Origin of the sequence: Methylobacterium sp. 10 (genome assembly GCF_000519085.1) — a bacterium.
GTDB lineage: Bacteria > Pseudomonadota > Alphaproteobacteria > Rhizobiales > Beijerinckiaceae > Methylobacterium.
In genome coordinates this window covers 3,328,464-3,349,463 of sequence record NZ_KI912577.1, presented here as the reverse complement: position 1 = coordinate 3,349,463, position 21,000 = coordinate 3,328,464, and the positions used below count along the sequence as shown (strand labels likewise).

Annotated in this window: 21 protein-coding genes and 2 pseudogenes; 7 read left to right on the top strand and 16 right to left on the bottom strand. The window is 65.8% G+C overall.

The genetic code is table 11. The features are described from left to right. Positions 1-17: 17 nt before the first annotated feature. Both K368_RS0115675 and K368_RS0115670 read right to left on the bottom strand, forming a co-directional pair. Complete coding sequence (locus K368_RS0115675) at positions 18-782, bottom strand: SDR family oxidoreductase (protein WP_027173156.1); 765 nt, start codon at positions 780-782, stop codon at positions 18-20. A 30-nt stretch (positions 783-812) separates the two neighbouring features. Next, entirely contained in the window at positions 813-1,382 is a 570-nt protein-coding gene (locus K368_RS0115670) for a type 1 glutamine amidotransferase domain-containing protein (protein WP_027173155.1), read from the bottom strand. A 168-nt stretch (positions 1,383-1,550) separates the two neighbouring features. Between K368_RS0115670 and K368_RS0115665 the strand changes: the two genes are divergently transcribed. Beyond that, positions 1,551-2,627, top strand: a complete 1,077-nt coding sequence (locus K368_RS0115665) for a catalase family protein (protein WP_027173154.1) — start codon at positions 1,551-1,553, stop codon at positions 2,625-2,627. A gap of 262 nt (positions 2,628-2,889) precedes the next feature. Next, positions 2,890-3,327 carry a MarR family transcriptional regulator gene (locus K368_RS0115660; protein WP_348625538.1) on the top strand — a complete coding sequence of 146 codons (438 nt, stop codon included), beginning with the start codon at positions 2,890-2,892 and terminating at the stop codon, positions 3,325-3,327. A gap of 565 nt (positions 3,328-3,892) precedes the next feature. On the opposite strand, the gene K368_RS26090 is transcribed toward K368_RS0115660, so the two are convergent. Further along, entirely contained in the window at positions 3,893-6,637 is a 2,745-nt protein-coding gene (locus tag K368_RS26090; protein WP_245259588.1) for a PAS domain-containing protein, read from the bottom strand. 216 nt (positions 6,638-6,853) lie between these two features. Here K368_RS26090 and K368_RS26085 point away from each other — a divergent pair. Next, positions 6,854-7,192, top strand: a pseudogene (locus tag K368_RS26085) (ATP-binding protein); the annotation flags it as partial. 385 nt (positions 7,193-7,577) lie between these two features. On the opposite strand, the gene K368_RS24765 reads toward K368_RS26085, so the two are convergent. The 3 genes from K368_RS24765 to K368_RS0115630 all read right to left on the bottom strand — a co-directional run bounded on the left by K368_RS24765 (position 7,578) and on the right by K368_RS0115630 (position 9,182). Beyond that, positions 7,578-7,829: a hypothetical protein gene (locus tag K368_RS24765; RefSeq protein WP_051439891.1), complete on the bottom strand. Its 252-nt coding sequence runs from the start codon at positions 7,827-7,829 to the stop codon at positions 7,578-7,580. Further along, on the bottom strand, positions 7,804-8,121 hold the full coding sequence (locus tag K368_RS26080; RefSeq protein WP_245259693.1) for a LysR family transcriptional regulator: 318 nt from the start codon (positions 8,119-8,121) through the stop codon (positions 7,804-7,806). The genes K368_RS24765 and K368_RS26080 overlap by 26 nt, the downstream gene beginning before the upstream one ends. Before the next feature lie 170 nt (positions 8,122-8,291). Then, a complete protein-coding gene (locus tag K368_RS0115630) occupies positions 8,292-9,182 on the bottom strand; it encodes an AraC family transcriptional regulator (RefSeq protein ID WP_027173150.1) in 891 nt (296 codons plus the stop codon). Positions 9,183-9,318: 136 nt separating this feature from the next. Between K368_RS0115630 and K368_RS0115625 the strand changes: the two genes are divergently transcribed. From K368_RS0115625 to K368_RS0115615, 3 genes are all read left to right on the top strand, one after another. Further along, positions 9,319-10,062, top strand: coding sequence for an SDR family oxidoreductase (locus K368_RS0115625; RefSeq protein WP_027173149.1), 744 nt, complete (start codon positions 9,319-9,321; stop codon positions 10,060-10,062). Positions 10,063-10,093: 31 nt separating this feature from the next. Continuing rightward, the gene (locus K368_RS0115620) at positions 10,094-10,498 is read left to right on the top strand and encodes a VOC family protein (protein ID WP_027173148.1); all 405 of its coding nucleotides are present in this window, start codon (positions 10,094-10,096) and stop codon (positions 10,496-10,498) included. Between the two features lie 62 nt (positions 10,499-10,560). Further along, positions 10,561-11,544 carry a saccharopine dehydrogenase NADP-binding domain-containing protein gene (locus tag K368_RS0115615; protein ID WP_027173147.1) on the top strand — a complete coding sequence of 328 codons (984 nt, stop codon included), beginning with the start codon at positions 10,561-10,563 and terminating at the stop codon, positions 11,542-11,544. On the opposite strand, the gene K368_RS24760 is transcribed toward K368_RS0115615, so the two are convergent. After that, positions 11,539-12,969 (bottom strand): MFS transporter, encoded by a 1,431-nt coding sequence (locus K368_RS24760; RefSeq protein ID WP_051439890.1) that lies wholly within the window; start codon positions 12,967-12,969, stop codon positions 11,539-11,541. The two genes, K368_RS0115615 and K368_RS24760, sit on opposite strands and share 6 nt — an antisense overlap. Before the next feature lie 92 nt (positions 12,970-13,061). Further along, entirely contained in the window at positions 13,062-13,814 is a 753-nt protein-coding gene (locus K368_RS0115605) for a glucose 1-dehydrogenase (protein ID WP_027173146.1), read from the bottom strand. Here K368_RS0115605 and K368_RS0115600 point away from each other — a divergent pair. Further along, positions 13,783-14,895, top strand: coding sequence for an AraC family transcriptional regulator (locus K368_RS0115600; RefSeq protein WP_348625537.1), 1,113 nt, complete (start codon positions 13,783-13,785; stop codon positions 14,893-14,895). The genes K368_RS0115605 and K368_RS0115600 overlap by 32 nt on opposite strands. Before the next feature lie 107 nt (positions 14,896-15,002). Here the strand turns inward: K368_RS0115600 and K368_RS0115595 are convergent, their stop codons facing one another. The 8 genes and pseudogenes from K368_RS0115595 to K368_RS0115560 form a co-directional block, all read right to left on the bottom strand. Next, positions 15,003-15,248, bottom strand: a complete 246-nt coding sequence (locus tag K368_RS0115595) for a hypothetical protein (protein ID WP_027173144.1) — start codon at positions 15,246-15,248, stop codon at positions 15,003-15,005. 12 nt (positions 15,249-15,260) lie between these two features. Next, a complete protein-coding gene (locus K368_RS26075; RefSeq protein ID WP_197031021.1) occupies positions 15,261-15,383 on the bottom strand; it encodes a superinfection immunity protein in 123 nt (40 codons plus the stop codon). Next, positions 15,380-15,654 (bottom strand): annotated as a pseudogene (locus K368_RS24755) (DUF3768 domain-containing protein). Before K368_RS24755 ends, K368_RS26075 begins: the two are co-directional and overlap by 4 nt. 110 nt (positions 15,655-15,764) lie before the next feature. Beyond that, on the bottom strand, positions 15,765-16,076 hold the full coding sequence (locus K368_RS0115580; RefSeq protein WP_027173143.1) for a hypothetical protein: 312 nt from the start codon (positions 16,074-16,076) through the stop codon (positions 15,765-15,767). Positions 16,077-16,319: 243 nt separating this feature from the next. Continuing rightward, a complete protein-coding gene (locus K368_RS0115575) occupies positions 16,320-17,681 on the bottom strand; it encodes a CmpA/NrtA family ABC transporter substrate-binding protein (RefSeq protein WP_027173142.1) in 1,362 nt (453 codons plus the stop codon). A gap of 162 nt (positions 17,682-17,843) precedes the next feature. Then, a complete protein-coding gene (locus K368_RS24750) occupies positions 17,844-18,404 on the bottom strand; it encodes a sulfite exporter TauE/SafE family protein (protein ID WP_348625536.1) in 561 nt (186 codons plus the stop codon). Between the two features lie 10 nt (positions 18,405-18,414). Then, positions 18,415-19,749, bottom strand: coding sequence for an FAD-dependent oxidoreductase (locus K368_RS0115565; RefSeq protein ID WP_027173141.1), 1,335 nt, complete (start codon positions 19,747-19,749; stop codon positions 18,415-18,417). Then, positions 19,746-20,942, bottom strand: a complete 1,197-nt coding sequence (locus tag K368_RS0115560; RefSeq protein WP_027173140.1) for an acyl-CoA dehydrogenase family protein — start codon at positions 20,940-20,942, stop codon at positions 19,746-19,748. The genes K368_RS0115565 and K368_RS0115560 overlap by 4 nt, the downstream gene beginning before the upstream one ends. Positions 20,943-21,000: the final 58 nt, after the last annotated feature.

The following is a 21,000-nucleotide window of genomic DNA, read 5'->3' as shown; positions in this document are numbered from 1 at the left end:
ACCGACACGACACAAGATCAACTCAGGGGCGGCTGTCCGTTCGAGGCCATCAGGCCACCGTCGACTGGCAGATTAACGCCGGTCACGAAATGGGCGTCCTCGCTTGCCAGGAACGCGATGACGCCAGAGATGTCCTCGGGCTTGGCGCCGCGCCCCATCGGGATGCGCTCGTTGAACTTCGCGACGAGCTCGGGCTGGTCCTGCATGCCGGCGGTGAACGGCGTGTAGACGAGCGACGGGTTGACCGCGTTCACGCGTACCCCGTTCCTCGCCTCATCGAGCGCCACGGCACGTGTGAAGTTGGTCACGGCGCCCTTGGCCGCACAGTAGAAACTGTGGTTCCAGTCGCCGCCGAGCCCAGAAACCGAGGAAATGTTGACGATGCATCCGCGGCTCTCGCGGAGGTGCGGCAGCGCGAAGCGGGTCATGTAGAAGACGCCGTACAGGTCGGTCTCGATCACCGTCGAGAAGTCGGCAATGTCGCCCTCGTCGACCCTGCCGAGATGGTCCTTGCCGGCATTGTTCACGAGCACGTCGAGGCGGCCGAACCGGTCAATGGCGGCTTTTACCGAGGCTTCGCATTGGCTGGCATTCGAGAGATCGGCGACCTCTGCCAGGACGGCGACCGCCTCGATCCCGTCTGCTACCTTCCGAAGGCCCTCCTCGTTCTTATCGATGAGGACCAGGCTGGCGCCTTCCTGTCCGAAGCGTCGCGCCGCGGCCTCGCCGATGCCGGATGCGGCGCCGGTGACCAGCACCACCTTGTTCGAGAAGCGTCCCATGTGATGTCTCCTGGATGGGGCGTGACCCGCTCAGACGCTCCGGGCCTGGTCCGGATGGCGGCCCTCGGCGAACTCCTCGACGATCTTCGCGCAGAAGGCGGGGAGGTCCTTCGGGGTACGGCTCGTGACGAGTCCCTGGTCGGTGACGACCTCCTCGTCGACCCACTCGCCGCCGGCGTTCCGGATGTCCGTCGCGACCGTCGCAAACGAGGTCAGCCTGCGACCCTTCACGACATCCGCCTCGATCAGCGTCCACGGGCCGTGGCAGATCACGCCGACCGGCTTGCCCTGGGCGAAGAAGTCCCGGACGAACGCGACCACATCCTTGTTCGCACGAAGCTTGTCGGCGCCGACAGTGCCGCCAGGAATGACGAGCCCGTCGTAATCGGAGGCCGAGGCTCCCTCGATGGTTGTGTCGACGCCGTAGCGCCCGGCCGGGTCGAGGTCGTTATTGACCGTCTCGGCCTCCCCAGCCTCAATCCCGATCACCGTCACCGTGGCACCGGCTTCCGTTACCGCGTCTCGCGGCTTGACGAACTCCGGCTCCTCCGTCCCCCGCGGAGCGATCAGGATGGCGATCTTCCGTCCCTGTAGGTTCATGTCCCTGTCTCCTTGCTTCGGGCGGGTCGGGCCAATCACGAATGGTTCGCGGACGATGCCGAGATGCCCTCGTGACGGGCGGCCACGCCAAAATTCGTTCACGCGTGATGGAACGGAGGAAGGCCGGGGAGGTTCAATCCGGAATTGGAAAAAGTTGGAGTCTGCGCTTTGCGAGCACCTGTCCGCTACACCCCCGACGTCGAGGACGTGAAGCCCGACGAGGGTAGGACCATCGAGGGGCTGAACGAGACCTTCGACACGATTCTGAAGACGGTCGCCCAGGACTCCGGCCACGCCGTTCGCTCCGTACACGCCAAGGCGCATGGCATCCTGGAGGGTGTCCTCAGGATCGACGAAAGCCTGCCGTTTGAGCTGGCGCAGGGGCTTTTCGCCAAGGCGGGCGAGCACAAGGTCATCATGCGGCTTTCGACGAACGCCGGCGACATCCTCCCCGATGCCGTGTCTCTGCCGCGCGGGCTCGCGCTGAAGGTCCTCAACGTCGATGGCGAGCGCTTGCCCGATGCCGAGGGCACGACCCAGAACTTCATCATGGTTAACGGCAAGGTCTTCCAGGCGCCGACCGCAGAGAAATTTCTCGGAAGCCTCAAGTTACTCGCCGGCACCACCGACAGGGCGGAAGGCCTGAAAGTCGTCGCCTCGACTGTCCTGCGCGGCGTCAACAAGGCGCTCACGGCGGTAGGGATCGAAAGCCCAACCCTCGGCTCGCTCGGTGGTGCGCCGAATGTCAATCCGCTCGGCGAGACCTACTACAGCGTCACCCCGTTCCGGTACGGCGATTACATCGCCAAGTTCTCGGTGGCGCCCGTTGCGCCGGGACTGACCGCGCTGACCGGGACCGAGATCGACGCTTCGGGCCGGCCGAATGCAATCCGTGAGACGGTCCAGTCCGAGATGGAGGGGATCGAGGGCGTCTGGGAGTTCCGCGTCCAGCTCTGCCGCGACCTCGAACGCCAGCCAGTCGAGGATCCCACGGTCGAATGGGACGAGGAGGAAGCGCCGTTCCAGCGAGTCGGCCTGATCACCGTCCGCCCTCAGGACAGTTGGGAGGCGGGTCGCGTCCAGGCAGTCGACGAGGAGATGCGCTTCGGCGTCTGGACCGGGCTCGCCGCGCACCGTCCGCTCGGCAACATCAACCGCGCCCGCAACGCACCCTACAAGCACTCCGCGGAGTTCCGGCAGCAGTTCAATAGATGCCCCATCCACGAGCCCGGTGCCGGGCGCTGATAGAGGAGATGACGATGCGAAACCTCGGCACGGGCGCGGCCATAGCGGCGCTCCTCCTTATCGGATCTTCGTGCTGACGGACCTTAGAGTCGGGTATCGCCGAGTGGGCAATGGTTCGGGCACCCTGGTCGGCCCGAGATATAATGCGAATCCGACGCGCCTCGGCAGGGTTCATCACGCGTGTGTCATCCAGACCTGAGCGGAGTTTTGGGCAGACCTGAGCGGAGTTTTAGGGATGGTATCTAAGAGGTCCAGACTGCGGTTGGACGACCAGATCTGTTTCGCGCTCTACGCTGCCACTAATGCCGTGGTGCGTGCTTACAGACCCCTGCTCGGCGAACTGGGGCTGACGTACCCGCAGTACCTGGTGATGCTGGCGCTCTGGCAGGATGGCACCTCTTCCGTCCACGTCCTGGCCGAGCGCCTACACCTCGGGTCCAATGCCGTCACCCCGCTCGTCGACAAGCTTGAGACGGCCGGTTTCGTCACCCGTGCCCGCGGCACCGACCGCCGCGTCGTGTTCGTGGCCCTCACCGAAGCAGGTCGGCGGTTGGAGAACGATGTCTCGGATGCGCAGCAGGTCGTCGCCTGCCGCCTCGGGCTTGACGGCAGCGACCTCGTCGACCTTCGTCGGGAGCTAAAGAACCTCGCCAGTCGCCTTTCCGACCCAAAAGAAGTGCCGTCGGTCGAGGGGCGTTGACGACCGCCACGTCCGGAACAGGGCTGGCGTTTGTACGGTCGCATGATGTTTCCCGGGCGGATGCAATGCCGGTATGGTGATGACGGATCGCGTGGGCGAGGTCGATGCCGTATGGCGCGGGAGGTGGTCGATGACCGCTTCAGCTGGGACCGCCCTCATCTCGTCGTTGGAGGCAAGCTCATCCGTTGCTTCGGCTTGGAGGCAATGCCGTTCGAGGTCGGCATGACCGCGACGGCGCGCGCCTTCGTCGGGGAGGGCCGCTGAATATCCGCTGCATCACGACAACGCTCGCCATCGGTGGGCGCTGTAGAACGACAAGACGAGCGCATTATGCAAGCGAACCAATTGAATGGACCTTCCGCTTACTGATACCTCAAATTCGGAAGCAGCCAGACCACATTCCACCCGACCCGGTCGTAGAGGGGACCGGCTGGTCTCGACCCAACCTTGCCGTAGACGCTTATCTTTCCCGTTCCGAAAAGCAGGCGTTCATTGCCGCCTTTATTTAGAGGGATGGACCTCTTTGGATACGAGGCCGTGCCTAAGGCTGCGTCGTAGAAGCCGCTCAACGTAAGGTAATGAGATCCTTGATCCGCGTGGCAAGGGTTTCCAGCACGAAAGGCTTGGTCAGCACCTGCATCCCGGGCCGGAGGTGTCCGTTTCCGAGAACGGCGTTCTCGGCGTAGCCGGTAATGAACAGCACCTTCAGGTCAGGCCGACGCTCGCGCGCCGCGTCGGCCATCTGGCGCCCGTTCATCCCGCCCGGCAGGCCGACATCCGTGACCAGCAGGTCGATGCGGACGTCTGACAGCAGCACTTTCAGTCCGGAAACGCTGTCGGCGGCCTCGATGGCCGTGTAACCCAGATCCTCCAGCACCTCAGTGACCAGCATCCGCACCGAGGGCTCGTCGTCGACGATCAGCACCGTCTCGCCCTGGCCGGCACGCCCGACCTCGGCAAGCCGTCGGGCGACGTCGGCCTCGTCGGCTTCGCCGTAGTGGCGCGGCAGGTAGAGGCAGACCGTGGTGCCCTCTCCGACCTCGGAGTAAATGCGGACCTGACCACCGGATTGGCGCGCGAATCCGTAGACCATCGAAAGGCCGAGTCCCGTGCCCTCGCCAAGCGGCTTGGTGGTGAAGAACGGCTCGAACACCTTAGCCAGCAGGTCAGTCGACATGCCCGTGCCGGTGTCGCTGACGGACAGGCTGAGGTACTGGCCGGGCGGCATGTCGTGTCGGCGGGCTCCGGTTTCGTCCATCCACTTGTTGGCCGTCTCGATGGTGATGCGACCGCCATCAGGCATGGCGTCCCGGGCGTTGATGCACAGGTTCAGCAACGCGTTCTCAAGCTGGCCCGGGTCGATCAATGCCGGCCAGATTCCCGACAGGCCGACGACCTCCAGGTGGATGGCCGGCCCGACCGTGCGGCGGATCAACTCCTCCATGTCCGTGACGAGACGGTTCACGTTGGTGGGCTTGGGATCGAGGGTCTGGCGGCGCGAGAAGGCCAGGAGGCGGTGTGTCAGGGCGGCGGCGCGCTTGGCCGCCCCCTGTGCCACCGTCATGTATCGGTCGATCTCCGTGAGGCGGCCCTGCGCCATCCTGGTCTGCATCAGTTCCAGCGATCCCGAGATGCCGGCGAGCAGGTTGTTGAAGTCATGCGCTAGCCCTCCCGTGAGCTGCCCTACCGCTTCCATCTTCTGGCTCTGGCGCAGGGCCTCCTCGGTTAGGCGGAGCGCCTCGGCCTGGCGTTTGATCTCGGTCACGTTCCGGACGGAGGCGTAGATCAGCCCATCGCGCGGTACCGCGTTCCAGGACAGCCAGACGTCGCCGCCGTCCTTGTGTCGATAGCGGTTCTCGAAGGTGATCTGCGGCTCGCCGTCCGCAAGGCCGGTCGCGGCGGCCAGGGTGGAAGCGACGTCGTCGGGGTGCACGAAATCGATGAAGGGCCGTGCCCGCATCTCCTCCTCGCTCCAGCCGAGCGTCGCCGGCCAGGCCGGGTTCAGGCTGACGAAGTAGCCGTCGAGGTTGGCCACGCAGAGCATGTCCGACGACGCCTGCCAGACCTGATCCCGCTCCGCCGTACGGGCAGCAACCTGACGCGCGAGGTCGGCCTCGGTCCGCTTTCGGGCGGTGACGTCGTGAACGAACACGTGGAAGCCGTCGACGGTCCCGTCCGCGGTGCAGCGCGGCAAGTAGCGGATTTCGGCGATGCGGGGCTCCCCGTCGCGGCGCGGCCAATCGAGTTCGAAGGTGACCGCCTCGCCTGCCAGGGCGCGATCCATGTGCGGCTTGCGCGCCGCGTATGCGTCCGGCCCAAGAAGGTCCCTTACGTCCCGCCCGACGATTTCCGCTGCGGGCATCGAGAACCAATCGTCATAGGCCCTGTTGGCAAAGCGATAGACGTGGTCGGCGCCAATGAAGGAGATCAGGACCGGCAACGCATCCGTAATCAAGCGGAGTTCGCGCTCGCCCGCCTCGGCGCGCTTCTCGACGGTGCGCCGCTCGGTGATGTCGGAGAAAAAGATGGCAACGTGGTTCGCGGCGGGATCGCCCATCCGTAAGGCGCGCACGTCAAACCAACGCCCGAATACGTCGGCGTAGTGCTCGAAATGCGCCGGCTCGCCGGTCAGCGCGACACCCCCATAGGTGTCGAACCAGTACCGCTCAAGGTTGGGCGCGAACTCGCTCACCCACCTGCCGGCGACGTCAGCGCCCGTCTGCCGCACGAAGGCGGGGTTGGCCTCAAGGATACGGTAATCGACGGCCCGGGCACCCTCGAATTTCATCTCGACAATGCAGAACCCGACTTCGATGCTCTCGAACAGGGTTCGGTAGCGCGCGTCATTCTCCCGCAGAGCGATCTCAGCGAGGGTACGCTCCGTGACGTCGTGCCCTTCCACGAAGATGCCGCTGATGCCCCCGAACGCGTCGGTGATCGGTTGGTAGATGAAATCGAGGTAGCGCTCGTTGATCGGACCGCCCGGCACGGCCTGGACGTCGTACCTGGCACCCGTTGCCCGATGTGCATTGCCCGAGCGGAATACTTCGTCGAGCAGGTCGACGTAGCCTTGGGCGGCCGCGTCCGGCAGAGCCTCGGCAGCGGTGCACCCGCCCACGTCGCGGTGGTCGATGGCCCTTTGGTAGGCGGCGTTTGTCAGCGCGAAACGATGCTCCGGTCCGGTCAGCAGGGCAATAAAGCTCGGGGCTTGCTCGAACATCTGGGCGAGCGAGGCCGACTGGGCGCGCAGGTTGCGCACCTCAGCTTCAAGTTGGTCGCGGGACAGGGTTTCGGGTTCCGGAAGGATCACGGGTTGCATGCCTGCCGGGTTAGCGTGGGATTGTGTTGCGCGCGAGGACTTCGGGCGAGACGCCATACATCATGCGAAGTGATGCGCGCTCAGCCAGATCGCCCCTCGTCGATCTGCTCAGATACTTTTCTGGAATCCCCGCAACGGCGCCTCGACCACGCAGATGACTCCTTTGGTCGCGTAGTCGTGCCTCAACGTTCCCCCAACCTGTCCGGTGATCGGGCCGCGCGCAAGCACGAGATCCCGGAGGGCCAGTGCCTGTCGCTCTGCGTGAGTGATACCGGCACCGGCATGACGCCGGAGGTCATCGCGCGGGTGTTCGAGCCGTTCTTCACGACCAAGCCCATCGGGGAAGGTACGGGCTTCGGGCTGTCGATGATCTACGGGTTCGCGCAGCAGTCGGGTGGGCAGGTCAGGATCTCTTCCGAAGTCGGGCAAGGCACGACGGTGTGCCTCTACCTCCCGCGCCGCTATGGCGAAGTGGACATTGACGGCCCTGATGCGAAGCGCCCCACCCTCAGGCGATCCGAGCAGGGCGAGACCGTGCTCGTCGTGGCGCAAAGCGTACGCTGGCAGTATGCTTAAGGCTGTCACACTAAGGCATACCCTGGCGTAACGTAACATTGCGGGCACAGGCTATCGTAACATCTGGGCTGACACCGGCTATTTGTGACAAGGTAGCCTCGGGCCTAAAGCTTGAGGTTACAAACTATGGCCCGCATCTTTATCGGGTGCTACGCGGGTCCTAACCGACCGGATGTATCAAGGCCATCGCCATGTCCCTCATGGGTGGATTTCTGCTGGTCTGCTTTGTGGAGGCAAGTCAGTAAAGCAGACACAGTCATCCCGCCCCTCTCGCCCCTGAGCGTTGAGCTCCAACGCTCCGACCATTCGTGTACGCATACGAGGACGAACTACAGGCATCGGACGAATTTATCGACTAGCCGCTCATGCCCAGGCTTTCGGCCTGATAGCCGTAGACCGCCAGCTCGTTGCCATCGGGATCACGCGTATAGGCGGCGACTGATCTGGGCGCCCATGCACGCGGCCCGGCGGCACCTTCATCCGGCGACCCCAACGCGAGGGCGGCCTCATGGAAAGCGTGAACGGCGTGATGATCCGGCGCCTCGAAGCTGATGGTCACGCCGTTTCCGACGCTGGCGGGTTTACCGTCGCGCGGCTGGGTCACCATGAAGCTCGGTCGACCATCGCCCCACATCGAGCCCCCCCTCGCCAAGATAAATGATGACGAGGTTGGCCAGCGATGAACCAACATCGACGCGCAACCTGCCGCGCGGGCTGGATCGTGCCTGCCCCGCGGCCGCATCCATCGCGTCGAGATCGGCGAGAAGGCCAAGGGCAAGATCCCGGTAGGCCTCGCCCTCCGGGGTGATGGTCAGGGCGCGCGTGCTGCGTTCTACGAGTTTCGTGCCGAGGTGCTGCTCGAGGTCCTGGAGGAGCTTACTGACCGAGGAGCGCGGCAGGTCGAGGTATCGGCGGCCTTCGCAAAGGACCGGGCGTCCGCGATTCGAACGAAGACCCGCATGGCAAGGAGTTGGTCCATTGATACGATCCTGGGGGCTTGAGGGACTGGGGGGGCGGGCATCTAGGCGCCGCCGCCACTTGTCCGTTCCGTATTGCGACGTGCCGGGTGTCAGGTCAGGCGCCCCAGATCGCCTTGAACTTTCAGGGCATCCCGCGTCGGCGGCAGGCCGAAAAAGCGGGCGTATTCGCGGCTGAACTGAGAGGCGCTCTCGTACCCCACCTCGAACGCGACCGCGGCGGTGCTCCCCGCGCCCGCGATCAAGAGCGTACGCGCCTGAAGCAGGCGGATACGCTTCTGGAACTGTAGCGGGCTCATTGCGGTCGCCGCTTTGAAATGCCGATGGAAGGCCGACGCGCTCATCGCCGCCATTTCAGCAAGGGTCTCGACGCGCATCGGCCCACGGAAGTTGGCGCGTATCCATTGGATCGCCTGGCGCATGCGGGACAGGGCTGTGTCTGGCATGGCGATGTCGCGCAGCATGCCGCCATGCGGCCCCTGGAGGACACGGTAGAGGATCTCGCGCTCGTAGGCAGGCGCGAGGACCGGAATGTCGGAAGGGGCGTGCATCAGGCGCAGCATCCGCACGAAGGCGTCGAGCAACTCGGGCGTCACCGAGGCGACCGAAAAAGCATGGGTCGCGACGGGCGGGGCAGTCATCGGGGGCGCGCACGCCAGAACGTCGGCCACGACTGACGGATCTATCGTCAGGCTCACGGCAAGGTAGGCCTCGCCCGTCTCGGCCGCATGGATCGCCCCGACGGCCGGCAGGTCGATGGACATCACGAAGTAGCTCGCCGGGTCGTACTCCAGGGTCCGGTCACCGATTGTCATCAATTTGCGACCCTGGAGGATGAGGTTGACCATCGGGTCGTAGACGGCGGCCAACTCGTGTTCGGGGACCTTCCCCTGCACCATCGCCACCCGCGGTATCCCAGTCTCCGTCCGGGTTTTCCCCGCGCCCGATGCCAAGGCGCGTAGTTCGACAAGGCGATTATCCATAGGGGAGAGCTCGCAGGCGCCACCTCCACGCGCAAGGCGGAAAGCAGGAACAGGCAAGAGCCCGACAGGATCGGGCGCGATCCGACAGGCGGGTCGGCGGTAGAAAGGAGCCACGGGAAAAACACGGGACCAGACCATGAAGATCGCAGTCATCACTGGCGCAAGCCGCGGCCTCGGCCGAAGTGCAGCCCTTCACTGCGCCAAGCGCGGTACAGGTGTCATCCTGACCTACAACACCCATCCGGACAGCGCGCAGGAAGTGGTGCGCATGATCGAGGCCGATGGCGGCAAGGCCATCGCGATGAAGCTCGACGTCGCGGACATCGCAAGCTTCGCCGCCTTCCGGGACGATGTCACGGCAGCGCTCGCGACGACATGGGGGCGTACCGAATTCGACCATCTCGTCAACAATGCCGGCTACGGCGTCTACAATCCGATTGAATCGGTCACGGAAGCTGAATTCGACGGATTGTTCAACGTCCACATGAAGGGGCCGTTCTTCCTCACCCAGGCACTGCTGCCGCTGTTCGCCAGGGGTGGGCACATCGTCAACGTGACCAGCGCGACAAGCCGCGTCGCGACAGTCGGCGTGGCACCCTACGCCGCCTTCAAGGGCGGGCTTGAGGTGTTGACGCGCTACATGGCCAAGGAGTTCGGCCACCGCGGCCTGCGCGCCAATGCCGTGTCGCCCGGTGCCATCCGCACCGACCTCGGCGGCGGGCTGAACGATGAGTTCGAGGCTCTGCTCGCCGGGCAGACCGCACTCGGCCGCGTTGGGGAGCCCGATGACATCGGCCGGATGATCGCCAGCCTGCTCTCCGACGACAATGCCTGGGTGAACGCCCAGACAATCGAGGTCGCCGGCGGATACGTCATCTGATCCGCCTCACCTCGTATCGCCGGGAAACCCCATGCTCGATCACGTCTTCCTATCGGTTAGCGACCTGGATCGGTCGATTGCCTTCTACACGGCGGCCCTTGCTCCTCTGGGGATCAACGACCGCGTCGACTACGACGGTGCGGACGGCCCACCAGGGCATCCCGACCTCAAGGGTTTTGGCTGCAACGGCCGGATCTTCCTCTGGCTGCGTCCCGGCATCGTCGAAGGCCGAGCCGCGCACATCGGCCTTGTCGCCAAGTCCCACGCGGAGGTCGACGCAGCCTATGCCGCCGCGATGGCGGCGGGGGCGACCGACAATGGCGCGCCGGCGGCACGCCTCCACTACGACCCCCGCTACTACGCCGCCAACGTGTTCGACCCGGACGGCTACGGCCTGGAGTTCGTCCACAAGGCCTGGCAGCGGATCTCGCCCTGAAGACTCCGTCGATCCGACATACGCGCCGACCTCGGTCGGTGGCCGCGAATAGGAACGCACCCATGACCAAGCTGCTGATCTATGGCGCTACGGGATACACCGGCCAGCTCGTCGCCGAGCGGGCGAAGGCCATCGGGCTCGACTTCGAGATCGCCGGGCGCGATGCCGAGAAGCTGGCCAGGGCCTCGGTCGAGCTAGGCGTAGGGCGCCGCATCTTCACGCTCGACGACCCGGCCAGCCTGCCAGCGCACCTCCACGGTTTCACCGTGCTCCTGAACTGCGCCGGCCCCTTCGCCAGGACGGCCGAGCCCTTGATGCATGCCTGCATGGCGGTCGGGGTGCACTACCTCGACATCACGGCCGAGATCAACGTCTACCGGTTGGCCGAGGCGCTCGGCGACTCCGCGGAACGAGCCGGTTCGATGCTGCTTCCCGGCGTGGGATGGGACGTCGTCACCACGGATTGCCTCGCAGCCCACGTGGCAGGGCGGGTCGATACGCCCCGGAGCTTGCGGATCGCGCTTCAGGTGGCCGGCTCGCTGTCGCGCGGCTCAGCGATGAGCGCGGGCGAGATCATCGGCGCGGGGCTGATGGCCCGCGTCGATGGTGTCCTGATGCCGAAAGCAGATGCTGCGATCAGGAGCTTCGACTTCGGTGACGGCCCGGTGGATTGCGTCCCGCTATCGTTCGGCGACCTGGTGACGGCTTGGCGCTCGACCGGCATCCCCAACATCGAGATGTTCGTCCACGTCCCGGGCGATGCGTTCCCCCAGGGTGATCTCGTATCGCTGCCCGACGGTCCGAGTGCGGAGGAGAGGGACGCCAACCGGGCCCGTGCGGTCGCCGAGGTCACCGGCGCCGACGGCCGCACGGTTCGCTCGATGATCGAGACCCCGAACGGCTATTCCTATACCCCGCAGGCCGCGGTCGAGGCGTCCCGGCGGGTCCTGGCGGGCGATCATCGTCCCGGCTTCCAGACTCCAGTCACCGTGTTCGGGCCTGCGTTCGCCCAGGGCATCGCCGATACCTCCATCACCGACCTATGAGGTCTTGGCGATGGGGTATCCGGCCACCGGCCTCGTCGCCGTCCTCGGACGGAAAGCGCGCCATGCGATGATCGCCGCCACGAAGGCAATCGCGGCCCCGGCTCCAAAGGCCGCCGGCAAGCCCGAGACGTACCGCCCCGGCTCGACGGCGAGGGTGTAGATCGCGGTGATGACCGCGATGCCGAGCGCCCCTCCGATCTGTTGGTCCATCTGCAGGAGGCCGGACGCGGCCCCAGCGTGATCGACCGGTACGCCCTCCATGATCGCCACGGTGCCCGGCGCGAAGACGAGGGCGATGCCGACGGCGTGGACCAGGAGGGGGATCAGAACGGCCGGGAAATAGGCCCCGGCATCTCCGAGCAGCGCGAAGCCGAGCAGGCTCGCCGAGACCAGCAGGCTACCGCTGATGAGCAGGGCACGGGTGCCGAACTGCCCAATCAATCGCGGTACCACCTGGCTGATGCCGAACACCGTCGCCGTCAGGGGCAGGCAGGCGAGCCCCGCGATGAGCGGCGTGTAGCCAAGGACCTGCTGGAGGTACTGCGCCAGCGTGAACAGGACGGAGAAGTGCATACCGACGATGAGGGCCATCACCGCCAGCCCCCCGAGCCGAGGACGGTCCCGCAGCAGGTCGAGGTCGAGCAACGGCTGCGGATGTCGGCCCGCCGACCGAACGAAGGCGACGAACAGGAGCGCCCCCGCCGCGAAGGACAGGATCGTGGCCGCCGATGACCAGCCGTTCTCGGCGGCGCTGATGAAGCCGTAGACAATGGCGACGGAACCCAACGTTGCCGTGATGGCGCCGACGATGTCTAGCTTGGCCTCCTTGGGATGGGTCTCGGCGACCAGCCGCCCGATCACCGCAACGACCATCGCACCCACCGGTACGTTGATCAGCAGCGACCACCGCCAGGAAACGTACTCGGTCAAAACGCCGCCAAGGATCAGTCCCGCCGAGGCTCCGACGGACGAGACGGCGATGAAAAGGGACATTCCGCGCGCCTGCTCGGTCGCATTGCGCGACATCGCCAGGACCAGGGCAAGAACGCTCGGGCCTGCCATTGCGGCGCCGATCCCCTGGAAAACGCGTGCGGCGACGAGGATGCCCGAGGTCTCGGCGAGCCCTCCGACCAGCGAGGCCAGCACGAACACCGCGATGCCTGCCCGAAAGGTTCGGACCTGTCCGAGCATGTCACCCAGTCTGCCACCCAGCAGCAGCAAGCCACCGAACGAGAGGCCGAACGCGTTGAGGACCCAGGTCAGGGCCGCAGGAGAGAAGTCGAGGTCCACCTGTATGCGTGGCAAGGCCACAACGACGATGAGCAAGTCCATGGCGAGCATGAACTGCGCCGAAAGGATCGTGAGCAGGGCGAGCGAGCGCCGCCCCGACGTGGGAGGTGCGCTCCCGCGGTCCGAGATAGCCATGACGGCATCCTTCGATGAGGGATTGATGATCCGCGGCGTCGGGCTCCCCCCCGGACGCCGCTACTCAGGTCGGATCGGCTGGATTGCGCCGGCTAATATCCGACGCCGCGTACGCCGCCCGCGGCCCTGATGGCCTCTCCGGTCACCCAGTGGGAATCGTTCGAGGCCAGGAAAATCGCGACCGGGGCGATGTCTTCGGGCTCGCCGAAGCGACCAAGCGGCGTGCCGGCGACGAGCTTTTCTCCGAACGCACCGTCGAAATGCCCTACGGTGGCCGGCGTGTTCGTATGGCCCGGCAGGATCGAGTTGACCCTGATCCCGCGCGGTCCGAGCTCACGGGCCAGGGCGAACGTCATCGTGTCGACGGCGCCCTTCGTCGCCGAATAGACGCTGGAGGCGAGATACGGGTCGGAGCTGAGGATCGAGCTGACGTTGATGATGCTGCCGCCGGTCTCGCCGAAGTGCTTCACCGCTTCCCGGATCGCCAAAAAGTAGCCCAGCACGTTGACATTGAACTGCCGGTGGAAGGCTTCCTCGGTCATGTCCGCGACCATTTCGAAGACAGCGATGCCGGCGTTGTTGACGAGGATGTCGACCCGGCCGTGGTCGGCCTTCACGGCGTCGAACAGGCGGGCGACGTCTGCGGACTGGCTCATGTCTGCCTGGATCGCGACCGCCCTCCCGCCGCCCGCCTCAATGGCCGCGACGACAGCATCCGCCCCTTTCCGGCTGGTCGCATAGTTCACGACGACGGTTGCACCCTCGGCACCGAATGCCTTGGCGATGCCGGCGCCGATGCCACTGGAGGCGCCGGTGACAACGGCGATCTTTCCATCGAGCTTCATGGGTTGTTCCTACGGTTCACGACTTTCGTCACCGGAACCAAGGGGCCCCGTCGACGACCGGAACCTAAGTCGTTGGTCCATTTTCCGCGTGCCGTTTACTCGCTCATCCTTGCCCATTCTTCTCAGTCGCTTGTGGTGGCTATCACCCGATGCTAGCTCACGAGGCATGATGGACGGGATGGACGAACTACGCGCCATCGTGATGCGCGCCGGGGACAAGTGGACGCCAACGGGGCTTCCCCGTGTGTCGATGGTCAGGTCGGAGGCCTGTTCGAACCAGGTCTACGAGCCGATGCTCCACATGGTCCTGCAGGGGACGAAGAGCCTCTCGGTCGGGGATCAGATCCTACGCTTCGAACGGGCGACGTACTTTCTGATCCCCGTCGATGTGCCCGCAATCGGGCAGATCGAGTCTGACAGACCAGGGGAGCCGTATCTCGCGCTCAGCCTAACCTTGGACCCGGGCATCATTGCGAACATGCTCGACGACCTTGGCGATGCCCGGTCGCCGAAATGCGGTCCTTGCTTCTTGGTCACCGCCTCCGAGCCGGAACTCATCGACGCTTGGCTCCGGCTGATGCGCCTCGTTGATCGACCGAACGAGATCGGCATGTTGGCACCAATGATCGAGCGCGAAATCCTGTTTCGCGTGCTTCAAGGGCCGCAGGGAGACCTGCTCCGGCAAATCGGTCGGCCGGACAGTCGACTATCCCAGGTCGGACGGACCCTCGAATGGATCCAGGCACACTATGCCGAGCCATTTCGCGTCGAAGTCCTTGCGACGATGGCGGGGATGAGCGTGGCGGCATTCTATCGCCACTTCAAGGCGATCACCGCAATGACGCCGATCCAGTACCAGAAGCGGCTTCGCCTCTTGAAGGCGCGCCGGCTGTTGCTGTTCGAGCCCCGCGATGCTGCGGCCATCGCTTTCTCCGTGGGCTACGAGAGCGCATCCCAGTTCAGCCGGGAATACGCGCGCATGTACGGCATGCCCCCGGTTCGCGACATGGCTCGCTTCAGGGCGCCGTCCAGCGCAAATCGGCTCAACTCGGTCGATGTGCCTCGCCCGAGTGTTGTGTGAGCCGAGAGCGGCACTGTTTTGCTCACGGCGAGAGACGCAAAGGTCCGTTTCGAAACTGACGATAAGCGCTCGCAACGGCGCGGTTGGGTCGATAGGAGCCATCCGCCCTACATCTTTCGAAGCACCGCGCTTTTCAGGGTGCGGTGTTCGGTGTCGTCCATGTGGCCGGCGGTGCGGAGATCGGCGAGGCGTTCGAGCTCCCGCACCGCATCGGCCGTCGATAGGGGCCGCACGAGCCCGCCCTCGTCCACGTGAGGGGCCGCCACGAGGGCGACCCGATAAGTGTCGTTGACGAACAGGTTCAGCCCTGACTCACCGCCCTGCGAAGCGTCGGGCTGATCCGGCCGATGCACCGCGTGAAGCGCTCACACCAGTGCCACGACCCAGCCGACGAGCGTTCCGCCGAACAGGCCGTTGACCGCCAGAATGACCCGGCGGTTGGGATGGAGCCGATGGAAGGCGATGATCGACGGTAGGCCATAGATCACAGCGCAAACGGTGGCCGCGATTCCTGAGCCAGCATGATGGTGAGCACGCGCACCGTCACCGCTGGGTCGGCCTGGTCAGGCGAGTTCCCGACCATGGCGCGGTCGTAGGTGTCTATCTTCCAAAAGCACCGCTGCCCGGCGAGATCGAGGAGCCGAAATCGTGCTCGCTATACGGATCATCGGCGGCGCTGAACGCTTCGAACGACTGCACTGCCGCTAGCGCCTCGCGCCGGCGCTCCTCGGGCGGGGTAGCGATCCCTCGCGACAGCATCACATGGCCCCCGGCAAAGCTCCGGCGGAAGGCATCGTTGAGGACACGCACGCGGTCGGTGCGGGTGGTCGATGCGAGATCCGCCTCGACACTGATGGGGGCCCAGCGGCTCATGCCCCTGGCTTCGCGCCCTGAACCGCGCCGGGTGGCAGCAAGCCCAGCTCGCTGCGATGCCGGGTGATCAGCCCATCGTCCGGCCAGTCGCGCCATTGAAGCTCGAACGCGTCGGCGGCCTTGGTGTACATGATGTCGTCGCTGATCTCGAGCACATGCATGCCCATCAGCCCGGCGGCTCGCTCGGCCTCGACCTTGTCACCGGCGGCAAAGCGAGAGGCGTGAGGGCGGTGTCGTTCGTCGCGGCCGAACAGGATCAGGCCGGGCGGTTTGCCGGTGGCGGTGCTGGTTGCGATGTTCGGGGTCATCGAAGGGCTCCGGAAACGACGAAGGCGGCCCGGAGGCCGCCTTGCGTTGAGTGTGAGGGGAAGGATGCACCCGCCTGCTGCCGATGTGGCTCGGGTGGCGGTAGGGGTCGCAAAAGCAGGGTTATCGGGGGCATCCGGTCAGCTGCGAAACAGCCCGCAGCAAAACTCACTTTATAAGATTATAGTCCTAATATCAAGCTTGGGTTGCCTCATGGCTTGCGCTAAGTTGTGGGTGGGACTGGCTCAGCCCGCCCGCTTGATCTTGAAGGAGTCGAGGTATTCCTTGGGCTTGGCCGGGTCAAAGGTCTTGCCCATGACCACGAATGTCTTCGTGGTGCCCTCCGGAGGCGTGAGGCCAGCCTCCCGCATCAGGCGCATGGCGTCGGTGGCCAGGTAGACCTGCTTCGCGATGGCCGCGTAGTTGACGTCGCCCTTGATCTGACCCCAGCGCTGCATCTGGGTCAGCGTCCAGACCGCGAAGCTCTCGTACGGGAAGGGATCGAAGGCGACGCGCTTCGGATCCTTCTTCACGCCGCCGAGCCCATCCGCGTAGGTACCGGTGAGGACCTGCTCGATGACGGTCTGGGGCTGGTTCAGGTAATTCGCCGGAGCGATGGCGGCGGCGATGTCCTTGCGGTTCTCGGGCTTGGAGGCGTGCGCCGTCGCTTCCATGATGGCCCGCAGCAACGCCGCCGTCGTGTTCGGCATCTGCTGGATCGTATCCTGCGCGATCGAAAAGGCGCAGCAGGGATGCCCGTCCCAGATCTCCTTCGACAGGATATGGATGAAGCCGACGCCGTCATAGACCGCGCGCTGGACCACGTTGTCGGGTGCCAGGAACCCGTCAATATTGTCGGCGCGCAGGTTGGCGACCATGTCGGGCGGCGGTACCGAACGCAGCTGCACATCCACGTCGGGATCGATGCCGTGCTCGGCCAGATAGTAGCGCAGCAGGTAATTGTGGTTCGAGTAGTCGAATGGAATGGCGAACTTCATGCCTTTCCAGTTCTTCGGGTCGCGGTTGTCCCTGTGCTTCATCGCCAGGCAGATCGCCTGGCCGTTGACGTTCTCGATGGCCGGCACCGCGAAGGGCACCGGGGCCGAGCCTAGCCCCAAACTCATCGCGATGGGCATCGGCGCCAGCATGTGGGCAGCGTCGTATTCCTTGTTCAGGGTCTTGTCGCGGATCACCGCCCAGCCAGCGGTCTTCACGACCTCCACGTTCAAGCCCTGCTTCTCGTAGAAGCCCATGGGTTTCGCCATGATGATCGGCGTGGCGCAGGTGATCGGAATGAAACCGACCTTGAGATCGGTCTTCTCCGGCTTACCGGCCTCCGCGAAGGCCTCGGCCACGAACCGCGTCGGCAGGAACTGGCTGATCGCCGCCGCGGCGGTTGCTGCGCCGACGCTCCGGAGGAAAGCGCGGCGCTCGGCTTCCCGTGGGAATACGGCACGCATCATCGACGCCTCGACGATCCGCTGGACAGCGGCGTCGCCCGTCGGGAGCGCCGCCTCGTGCTCGACCTGGCTCATATGCACCCCGCAGCTGCAGCCACGGCGGTTCAGGCGAGGTCGTGAGCCGTAATACTTGTCGAACAGGGCCATCGCGAACTCCGGTGATGATCGTCTCTGAAATTTTCAGCAAGAACTGAGCCGGCAGGTCTGTTTCCGGAGAGCGGCCGAAGGCCAGTACTCGTTCGGATCTGCGAGCGGATCGTCTTCATTCGCGGTGTCGGCCGGTGGCGAACACCCCCATTACGCTCGGATCTACCGCATCAGCATCACCAGCCCCGCGCCTCCGATGATGGCGGCCAGCACCGTGTCCAGCGCGCCCTTGCGGGCGACACAGGCGGAGCGAAGACGAAGGCCGATGATGCCGCCTCCCGCTCCCCCGGCCACGAAAGCCAGGACGAGGGCCCAATCCACGAGGTGGGACAGCGCGTAGCTCAGCCCGGTCGTCACTCCGAAGGCCGTGATGACCACGAGGGAACAGCCGACGGCACTCACCAGCGGCATTCCGGTGGCAGCGACGAGCCCGGGAACGATGAGGAAGCCGCCGCCGATGCCGAGGAAGCCCGACAGCAGACCCGTGGCGCTCCCGTAGCCGACGAGTTTGGGCACACTCTCCCGAGTGACCTCCATCCGCGCGGCGGCCGGTACGAAACGCCGCTTGAACATCAGGCCCGCCGCCGCGAGCATCGCCGTGTTCGTTGGCTCGTCGAAGAAGCCTTGCACGACAGGTCGGGGAACGGTGCCCGAGAGGGTCGCCGCCACCTGTTCGTGCTCCTGTGAGAGAACGGGATCGGTTGCGGGCACGGCGCTCGTCATCGCCGATTCCTCAGGCTGCGAGCCAGGCGATGATGTCGCCATCGTGCCGCTGCTCCATCGCGAGACGGCGTTCCGTGTCCTCAACGACATGCCAGGGGGCGCCCGGAACCGGAATGCCGTGCAGTTCGACCGGCGCGGAGCGCGTCTTCAGGCGGATGACGGGCGTAGCGTGCGCGTAGCCCGGATGCGCCCGGCCGACGATGGCATGCGCGATCGCCTCGGCTTGCCGTGCGACCGGCTCGATGAAGCGGCAGGGCTGGCCGTCGATGCTGATGCAGTCGCCGAGCGCGAAGATGTCGGGTTGGCTCGTCCGCATCGTCGTCGGATCGACGACGATGCCACGCTCGAAGGCGAGGCCGGCTCCACGGACGAGCCGCGAGGGCGTGGCGAGGCCCGTCGCCGCGACCACGGTGGCGGCGTCCAGGACCCCGCCGTCCGAGAGGGCGAGTGTGACATGGCCGTCCGGCCTGCGGCTCAGGCCAGTTACCAGGGTGCTGGCACGGTAGCGTACGCCCAGGCGCTCCAGGCCCGCCAGGAGGCGAAGACCGGCCATCGCGGGCAGGAGTTCGGGCAGCGGAAGCCTTCCGGTGCCGATGAGCGTGACGCCATGACCGGCACGTGTGAGATCCTCGGCAAGCTCGCAGCCGACCATGCCGGCGCCGATTACCGCCACGGTGCGTGGGCCGCGCCCGAGTTCGGCATGCAGGGCGGACCATGCCGCGAGGTCGTTGACGCGCCAGCACAGTGTGGGATCGAGGCATGCCGGCAACGCCGCTCTGGCGCCGTGGGCGAGAACGAGCTGCGTGTAGGTCAGGGTGCCACGGGTCGTACGCAGCCGATGCCGATCCGGCGAGAGGCCCACCGCCACCGTGTCGGGCATCAGATGCAGGCCGAGGCGGGCCGCCGCGGTCGCGCCGCTCTCCCGGCGCAGGGTGTCCGGTGACATGCCGCGTCCGAGCGCAACCGAGAGTTCCGGCTTGTGGTAGACGTCGCCGCTGCAGGCTGTCACCAGGGTGATCGGAACCTGCGCATCCTCGGCGCGGATCGCCGCGGCGACGCTCCAGCCCGCCACGCCGGCCCCGACGATCACCACGCCCGGCCGACGCTGCCGGACGAGGGGAACGGGCGCGGGCGCGACGGATGCCCGCCGTTGATAGGGCTCGAAATCCGATTTGGTGACGCCGCAGATCGGGCAGGCCCAATCCTCCGCGATGTCCTCGAAGCGGGTGCCGGGAGCCAGCCCACTGTCGGGATCGCCTTCGCCCTCGTCGTAGATCAGGCCGCAGGCCCGGCAGAGGAACTGTCTCCAGGGGCCGAGCCCGTCGGTCGGCGCGAGAGCGGTCATGCCCGGCCTCCCTCGCGGGTATCGGCCGGAAGGATCTCCCGCGACAGGCGCGCCATCTCCCAGCGCAGATGCTTGATGGCGGGCGTGACGATGGCGACGAAATGCGCTTCTCGGATACGCCGTTGGGGCGCGGCCGACATCAGGTAGCCGCGTGCGCCCTGGTGGAGCAGGGCGGATTGCGAGGCGCGGAGAGCGAGCTCGGAGGTCTGCGCGCGGGCGTCGAGCACGTCGATCAGGTAGTCGTTCGAGCCGTCATAGGGGGATTCGGCGAGCCCGAGGATTCGGGTGCGGAGTTCGGCGAGTTCGGCCGCAATCTGTCCGGGGCGGTCGTCGAGGAACTGGTTGACGTGTCCGAGGGGCTCCTCGACCGCGATCATGGAATCGAGGCTTCCCTCCGCGACGCCGAGGCCCATGCCACATTGAAGTAGGATGAAGGCGGCTCGGATGCGGCCGATGAAGGGGCGGGCGGGATCGGCGATCAACTCGTCCTGGCTGACGAAGTACTCGTCCAGGCGCAAGCCCCAGGTGCTGGTGCCCTCCATGCCGGAGAATTGCGGACAGGGCCGCAGCTCAGCGCGGTCGCAGCGCAGCAGGAACATGATCTCGTGGCTGATCGTGTCGCCGGCGCCGACGACACCCGCGATGGCGCCGCAATACTGCCCCGGTCCGATGTGGCTGACCCATGGCAGCATGCCGTTGACCCAGTAACCGCCGGGCACGCGCCGTGCGCGCAGCAGGATCGGTTCGATTCCGGCAAAGGCCTTCATCGGGTTGGAGAGGGCCGTGCCGCCAAAGGTGCGACCCGCGGCATGGTCGTCGAGAATGGTCCCCGTCAGGGCGGGATTGCCTGACTGTTCCACGTAGAGGCCGCAGACGTTCTGGCACCACATCAGGAAGCCGGTGGCACCGCAGGCACGGCTCGCCGCCTGCATGGCGGCGATGGAGAGGCCGATGCGGGTGCCGTGCCGGTCGAGGTGGACGCCGAGAGCGCCCGCGCCACCGAGCCCGGCCATGATGTCGAGCGGGTAGGCTCCATGGTCGATCTTGGCCGCTGCCGCGCTCAAGGGACCTTCCGCAATGGCCGTCGTTCCGACGAGGACGGTCTCATCCGTCCAATCGGAAGCGGAGCGCGTGAAGCGTGGCGCCACCGCGATGGGGGCATCGGCCAGCCGAAGAGCGGGGGCGCTCGACATCGTGCAATCTCCTCAGAAGGGATCGGACGGGGCGGGACCGACCGGTCCCGCCTCCGGC

What these genes read in the sequence shown, in the direction of transcription:
- K368_RS0115675 (WP_027173156.1), bottom strand. Translation starts at nt 782, where the DNA reads ATGGGACGCTTCTCGAACAAGGTGGTGCTGGTCACCGGCGCCGCATCC.
- K368_RS0115670 (WP_027173155.1), bottom strand. Translation starts at nt 1,382, where the DNA reads ATGAACCTACAGGGACGGAAGATCGCCATCCTGATCGCTCCGCGGGGG.
- K368_RS24765 (WP_051439891.1), bottom strand. Translation starts at nt 7,829, where the DNA reads ATGGTGACCCAGCCGCGCGACGGTAAACCCGCCAGCGTCGGAAACGGC.
- K368_RS0115630 (WP_027173150.1), bottom strand. Translation starts at nt 9,182, where the DNA reads ATGGATAATCGCCTTGTCGAACTACGCGCCTTGGCATCGGGCGCGGGG.
- K368_RS0115625 (WP_027173149.1), top strand. Translation starts at nt 9,319, where the DNA reads ATGAAGATCGCAGTCATCACTGGCGCAAGCCGCGGCCTCGGCCGAAGT.
- K368_RS0115620 (WP_027173148.1), top strand. Translation starts at nt 10,094, where the DNA reads ATGCTCGATCACGTCTTCCTATCGGTTAGCGACCTGGATCGGTCGATT.
- K368_RS0115615 (WP_027173147.1), top strand. Translation starts at nt 10,561, where the DNA reads ATGACCAAGCTGCTGATCTATGGCGCTACGGGATACACCGGCCAGCTC.
- K368_RS24760 (WP_051439890.1), bottom strand. Translation starts at nt 12,969, where the DNA reads ATGGCTATCTCGGACCGCGGGAGCGCACCTCCCACGTCGGGGCGGCGC.
- K368_RS0115605 (WP_027173146.1), bottom strand. Translation starts at nt 13,814, where the DNA reads ATGAAGCTCGATGGAAAGATCGCCGTTGTCACCGGCGCCTCCAGTGGC.
- K368_RS0115580 (WP_027173143.1), bottom strand. Translation starts at nt 16,076, where the DNA reads ATGACCCCGAACATCGCAACCAGCACCGCCACCGGCAAACCGCCCGGC.
- K368_RS0115575 (WP_027173142.1), bottom strand. Translation starts at nt 17,681, where the DNA reads ATGGCCCTGTTCGACAAGTATTACGGCTCACGACCTCGCCTGAACCGC.
- K368_RS24750 (WP_348625536.1), bottom strand. Translation starts at nt 18,404, where the DNA reads ATGACGAGCGCCGTGCCCGCAACCGATCCCGTTCTCTCACAGGAGCAC.
- K368_RS0115565 (WP_027173141.1), bottom strand. Translation starts at nt 19,749, where the DNA reads ATGACCGCTCTCGCGCCGACCGACGGGCTCGGCCCCTGGAGACAGTTC.
- K368_RS0115560 (WP_027173140.1), bottom strand. Translation starts at nt 20,942, where the DNA reads ATGTCGAGCGCCCCCGCTCTTCGGCTGGCCGATGCCCCCATCGCGGTG.